Source organism: Phosphitispora fastidiosa (assembly GCF_019008365.1).
Lineage (GTDB): Bacteria > Bacillota > Thermincolia > Thermincolales > UBA2595 > Phosphitispora > Phosphitispora fastidiosa.
In genome coordinates, this window is the sequence record NZ_JAHHUL010000037.1 from 1 (window position 1) to 5,494 (window position 5,494).

The window sequence follows — 5,494 nt, forward strand, 5'->3', positions numbered from 1 at the left end:
TGGGAGAGAAAACACTATGTTGGTATCGGCACAACTGACGGGAGATACTCTGTGGTTGTGCACATAGACAGTGTTGGTAAAACGGGGCTGAAAATCTGCAAGGAGGATTATGTAACTATTCACGGAGATATGTATGATGATATCTATTCTTCTCCGGATTAACCCTTGCGAAACGGCGCTAATGCAGGGAACAAAATTGATTATATTGGTGTCAGTACTAATAAACGGGAAGTCAATTTTTTTGATGCATATGGAAATAGGGTGGATTTACCGATGATGGTGCTCATCGAAAGGGGAAAGATGTATGGCCAGCGGGAAACATCTGACTATATGTTGCCATTTCATTTGCTTCCTGTTTTCCGAATTTATCAGGACCGGAAAGGTCATTGATTAAAAATAAAAGGTTAGTAACAATAATAAATTAAGGAGCCGAAAAAATGCAGACAATTGGAGAGGGGGGAAGGCTTTGAAACAGGGAAGAAAAATATTATTTATCTTCTTGTTTATCATGATTCCTGGAATATTTGTTGGGTGTTCAAACACACAAAGTGCCGGTCAAAATCAGATTGAATCGCCGAGTAATTCCAATGATCAGCAAACTGAAGAAGATTTCATATACGCGGCGGAAATAAAAGATACAGTGGATAGTCTGACTTTACTTGATGATTCAAAGATTGATATTGACCAAGATGGACGGGAAGAGTCTGTCGAATTATACACAGCCGCTGCAAAAGACCCTAAAGGTCAAATCGCCTGGGATGACGGTCAGCGCTGGCTGTTGAGAGTTACGTATGGCGATAGTGAGTTTATTCTTTTTGATGATTATGTTCAACTTGGTGATTTAAACTACTGGCTGTATACCTCGGAACAAAATACTGTACATATAACTACAATACAGAATTGTGATGCGGATTTTTTATTCAGCGACAATGTATTTGATAAAGAAAAGAAGCGTTTTGAGAGGAAAGTCGTATTTAGACCTTATAATGTAATTATGTCAGATTACTCTCGTTATTAAAATATTAAAAGTGGAGTGATACTTATGAGTTACAATTTGGATGATCAATTAAGGAAGCGCTTTGTTTGCAGCAAGTGTAAATCATCCGGTGCTTTGGTTAAACGTTTTGCAGCAACAGGAACCGGGTTTTCCAAGATGTTTGACATTCAGCATAACCATTTTATTGCGGCTTCATGCAAAAATTGTGGATTTACCGAGATATACAACCCGGAGATTCTTGAAGGTAAGGATGGATTAGGAAATTTATTCGATATACTTTTTGGTTAGTTGTTGGTCAAAGGAAGAAGTTAGCGAGGAGTTATGAATGATGCGAAAGGTATTTAGACGTCCAATCGAATATTATGATGAAAGAATTTCTTCAATCGATGAGCAAATTTGCACGCTGATAAAGCAAAGAAGAGAAATTTCGAACAATAATCCGGGGTTTCCTCCGCCTGAGTATATTTCCAATTGGGCAAGTAAGTTCTCACTGTACGAGAATTTATTAAATTCAGTATTCGGGGCCTTGGCAAACGAGAAACATTTTCGGCCAATGGTTGAACCCGAGGGATTCCGAATGCATTTGCCAATCCTAAAATCAACTGAAAAAGGTGAAAAATTATATACTGTAACCTTTATTCGGCAGTTCACTAACGCCAGCGTTGTAAACTTTAATGTAGATTGGGACGGTACAAATGATTCACTGATGGACCGGCCCCAGCACAGTTTCTTTGAATTGATTATCGGAGAGCAGTACAATTGCCGAATGGCTGGTGGAGGCGGTTCAACAGGACACTATACTTACAACTTTATTGTCTCACCACCATTATCAGATGATATTTCAGGAATAGACTTGGTTTTTAAAGAGTATAGTGCTCCACATAAACCAACAGGTCTTGAAATTGTAATTCATGTGGAATAAATGATTCTGGTTTTGATGAACTCAAGAAACCATTTAAAATTTGCATTATTATTGTGTACAGCTATTGTATCATGCAAAAATTGTGGAAGTAGCAATAGAATTGGTAGCCCCGAGTATTATCAGCGGGAGGGGTTACCCCTTAGCCTAGTCAGAGGTGATAAAGATGGTATGCGGAAATGGTTGAGCGTTACTCATGTCCGGATTGTGGTATAATTAACTTTACCTCTGATCTTGAGGGCTATCGTAAATGCGGCACAACACCAAGTAGTGCCTATGTGTGCCAGCATAAAGGTGAAATCATTCAACACCCGGCTGTGAAATCTTGATTGATGAAAAGGTGGGCACACAGTGAACTATAAAAGGATCATTTTAGTTTTAATTATTTTTTCGATTGGCTTTTTGGCATTTGTAACATTGTCAACCCCTGACAAGCCACCAATGCCAAAAGTAACATATCAGAACGAGCCAATAGAAGTTTTGCAGGGTAGCTATGGCTGGGAAACATTTACTAAAAGTGTTCAGGCAGACTCTCCGATACCTCCTGAACTCGTGGAAAACATTACTCCAACTACTGTGGCTCCGCAGGGCAACCTAAAAATCAAATTTGATTATAAGCCCAATAATGTTGATGTATTGTTATGGACTGAAGCAGGACCTCTAAAATACAACATAGATCACAACACTGTCATTATGCCAGAGGATGAAGGCATTTATGTTTTTGAGATAAGAGGGAATGGGATCAGGGCGAATCAATATATGCATTCAAGATAAGAGTAAAATAAACGGAAACTTTAAGATTATCTTTCCAATTTCCGAGGAGGACTGTTTTTGGAAATACCTAAAATTAAGCGGCGCACCTTTATTATTAGCGGATGCCTGGCTTTGGCTGCATATTTTTTTGTTGAAACCAAGACCATTGCTGTTACCCGTTATTCTATCGGTATTAATAACCTTCCATCGGCTTTTGAGGGTTTTACGATACTGCATTTAAGTGATTTGCATAGCAAGTCATTTGGGGAAGGCCAGGATAAGTTACACGAAATAATTAAAAAACAAACATATGATTTGGTGGCAATAACAGGCGATCTTATTGACAAGGATAATCCTGATCCAGAACCTGGGCTTCAATTGGTTAAGAACCTGACCGACAAACCCACTTATTTCGTGCCCGGGAACCATGAATGGTGGTCTGGGTACAGCATTAGGGAATCTCTTTTGAAACATGGGGTTAAAGTTCTGGAAAACAGAGCGGAAAAGTTTGAATTAGGGCAGCAAAGTGTCTGGATTTTGGGGGTTGATGACCCTTACTTGGGCCGGGACGACCTACAGGAGGCTATGACGGGTGTTGATGAAGTATCACCTAAAATACTGCTGGCTCATGCTCCAGGCATTTACCAAAGTGTAATAAATGAAAAAATCGATTTGCTATTGGTGGGGCATACCCACGGAGGCCAGATACGAATTCCTTTTATTGGAGCGCTAGTAGTGCCAGGTCAGGGGCTGTTCCCTGAATTTGATTATGGTCTTTATACGTCCGGAAATACGAAGATGGTTATAACCAGCGGTCTTGGGGAAAGTGTTTTGCCGATTAGGTTTAATGCTGCACCCGAAATAGTTTTAATCACTCTTAAAGGCCTAAAACAATAGGAGGTTTTTCAATTGAAACCGTTTTTGGTTGGCACAGGAATATTGTTGGCAGGGTTAATTATTGGAATGTTTAAAGGTGATTTGGAATTTGGTGTTAATTTTTCCGCAATTATTGGGATAGGATTACTAATTATTTCCGGTGTTCTTTCCGGAGCATTTATAAGTGGAGACAGAATTCGAGCCAACGTATCGACTTCTCCTCAGGAAGATTTGGATAATACCCGAAAATGGGGGTTTATATTCATGATGACCGGTATGCCGGGGTTTATGGCAGCGGTTGTTTATCATGCCTTTTTAAAATAAAAAAATAATGTTTCGGAAAAGCAATGCTGAAATGATAATATAATTAAGCAGCAGTCCTGTGCAAAGTCTTTTTTTTAAGATAACTGCAGAGGGCGGCTGCTTGTTTTTTGTTGTGCCACACGGGAAAAGATATATTGGCATAAAATGTAATAAATGGTATAATATAATGTGTGTTTTGGGAGCAGATGGGTTCAAAAATGATGGGAGAGTGGAGAACTGTGAAGAAATTTGTGTTTTTGTTTGCCGCCCTGGCATGCTTACTGACAATATCCCCACCGGCACTGGCTGCCTATCCGGAGATTACAATCACGGTAAATGGCAGCAGAATAGCCAGTGATGTCAAGCCGTATATCGATGCCAATGATAGGACAATGGTCCCCATTCGTTTTGTAGCTGAAGCCCTGGGTTCAGAAGTGGACTGGAACCAGAAAACAAAGGGAGTGAGTGTGAAACGAAAGGAAAATGCAGTCTACCTTTGGGCGGGCAGGCAGGACTACACCGTCAACGGGAAAAGCAAAACAATGGATACAGTCCCTGTGATTCTGCCGCCGGGCCGGACTATGGTGCCGGTAAGGTTTGTAGCCGAAGCGCTGGGGTGTACGGTGAACTGGGACAGCGCGACCCGGACTGTGATGATTGTGCTGGACAATGGCTATGTGCTGCCCGAGGAGACGGATCTGCAGATCGATATGTACCCGCCTGATGATAATCCCAATCAGGTGGATATCAGTATGCTCATTTTAATAGATAGAGATTTGACTTCACAACTTTCCGATTTATTTAATATTATTAAAAGCAAGTTTGGAGACAATGCAGCTCATGAAATAAGCACTTATGTAAGCTCGAAGAAAAATAGATATGACTATGTTTCTGGAAAGAACTTTTATTACAATGGCCAGGAAATATGGGTTATATCACGGGCTGGAGATTTCGGAATACAGGTAACAATTTATTTACCGGAGGCTTAAGATGAAAATATTACAGAGTACAATAATATTTGCTATAATGCTAATATTTATGCCTCTTTTAGCGTATGGTGCAGAATATGATTCTTACATACCTCTTAAGAGTCCCCCAAATGATGTTGATTCGGCAATGAATGACGACAATAAATATTTAAACAGAGAATACTTTGTACATAAACTTCCAATTATTAAAAACCTTAATCTAAATGGTGAGGAACTTAGAATTATTTATTATGACAACAGTGAGCATATGCTTGTATGGGGAAATGAGCACGGGGATTATTTGAACGGAGTATACCGTTATTTAGGTATTAATGCATTGGGTGAAAACATTACAAATATAGATTGGCCACTTGATGTTCCTATAAACCCAGGTGCTAAATTAGATGATAATTGCTGGATTAAATTTCCCTGGGAGAGTAATGCAATTAGGCAAAAACTAATTTCCCGGGGTGAATCCCCTATCTCGAGAAGCCCCTGGGATGGTGATACCAGGTTTCTTCCCAATATCGTCAAAGGGCTGCAGGCAAAACACACGGCTGAATTCAGGGGCGCTCCCGAATTAACCTGGACAGATTATGTGCATATCCTGCAGCCCCCCACTTACTACGGCTGGGGTGTAGGGCGGGCCTGGCACATCAAGAACGGTGAGATACTTTA

The 5,494-nt window shown here is 40.2% G+C and carries 8 protein-coding genes; all 8 read left to right on the plus strand.

Annotated features, from left to right (window positions below; all coding sequences use genetic code 11):
- Positions 1–466: 466 nt before the first annotated feature.
- On the plus strand, positions 467–1,018 hold the full coding sequence (locus Ga0451573_RS18680; protein ID WP_231685696.1) for a hypothetical protein: 552 nt from the start codon (positions 467–469) through the stop codon (positions 1,016–1,018).
- A gap of 24 nt (positions 1,019–1,042) precedes the next feature.
- Positions 1,043–1,285: a zinc ribbon domain-containing protein gene (locus Ga0451573_RS18685; RefSeq protein ID WP_231685698.1), complete on the plus strand. Its 243-nt coding sequence runs from the start codon at positions 1,043–1,045 to the stop codon at positions 1,283–1,285.
- A gap of 37 nt (positions 1,286–1,322) precedes the next feature.
- Positions 1,323–1,919: a hypothetical protein gene (locus tag Ga0451573_RS18690; RefSeq protein ID WP_231685700.1), complete on the plus strand. Its 597-nt coding sequence runs from the start codon at positions 1,323–1,325 to the stop codon at positions 1,917–1,919.
- A 348-nt stretch (positions 1,920–2,267) separates the two neighbouring features.
- Positions 2,268–2,690: a hypothetical protein gene (locus tag Ga0451573_RS18695; protein WP_231685701.1), complete on the plus strand. Its 423-nt coding sequence runs from the start codon at positions 2,268–2,270 to the stop codon at positions 2,688–2,690.
- Positions 2,691–2,747: 57 nt separating this feature from the next.
- Complete coding sequence (locus tag Ga0451573_RS18700; protein WP_231685703.1) at positions 2,748–3,566, plus strand: metallophosphoesterase; 819 nt, start codon at positions 2,748–2,750, stop codon at positions 3,564–3,566.
- A gap of 12 nt (positions 3,567–3,578) precedes the next feature.
- Entirely contained in the window at positions 3,579–3,869 is a 291-nt protein-coding gene (locus Ga0451573_RS18705; protein WP_231685704.1) for a DUF5316 family protein, read from the plus strand.
- Positions 3,870–4,087: 218 nt separating this feature from the next.
- Positions 4,088–4,837 (plus strand): copper amine oxidase N-terminal domain-containing protein, encoded by a 750-nt coding sequence (locus tag Ga0451573_RS18710; protein ID WP_231685705.1) that lies wholly within the window; start codon positions 4,088–4,090, stop codon positions 4,835–4,837.
- A gap of 1 nt (position 4,838) precedes the next feature.
- A partial coding sequence (locus tag Ga0451573_RS18715; RefSeq protein WP_435052303.1) for an Athe_2463 domain-containing protein occupies positions 4,839–5,494 on the plus strand: 656 nt, incomplete at its 3' end.

Coding starts and splice junctions, on each gene's coding strand:
- Ga0451573_RS18690 (WP_231685700.1), top strand. CDS start 1,323: ATGATGCGAAAGGTATTTAGACGTCCAATCGAATATTATGATGAAAGA.
- Ga0451573_RS18685 (WP_231685698.1), top strand. CDS start 1,043: ATGAGTTACAATTTGGATGATCAATTAAGGAAGCGCTTTGTTTGCAGC.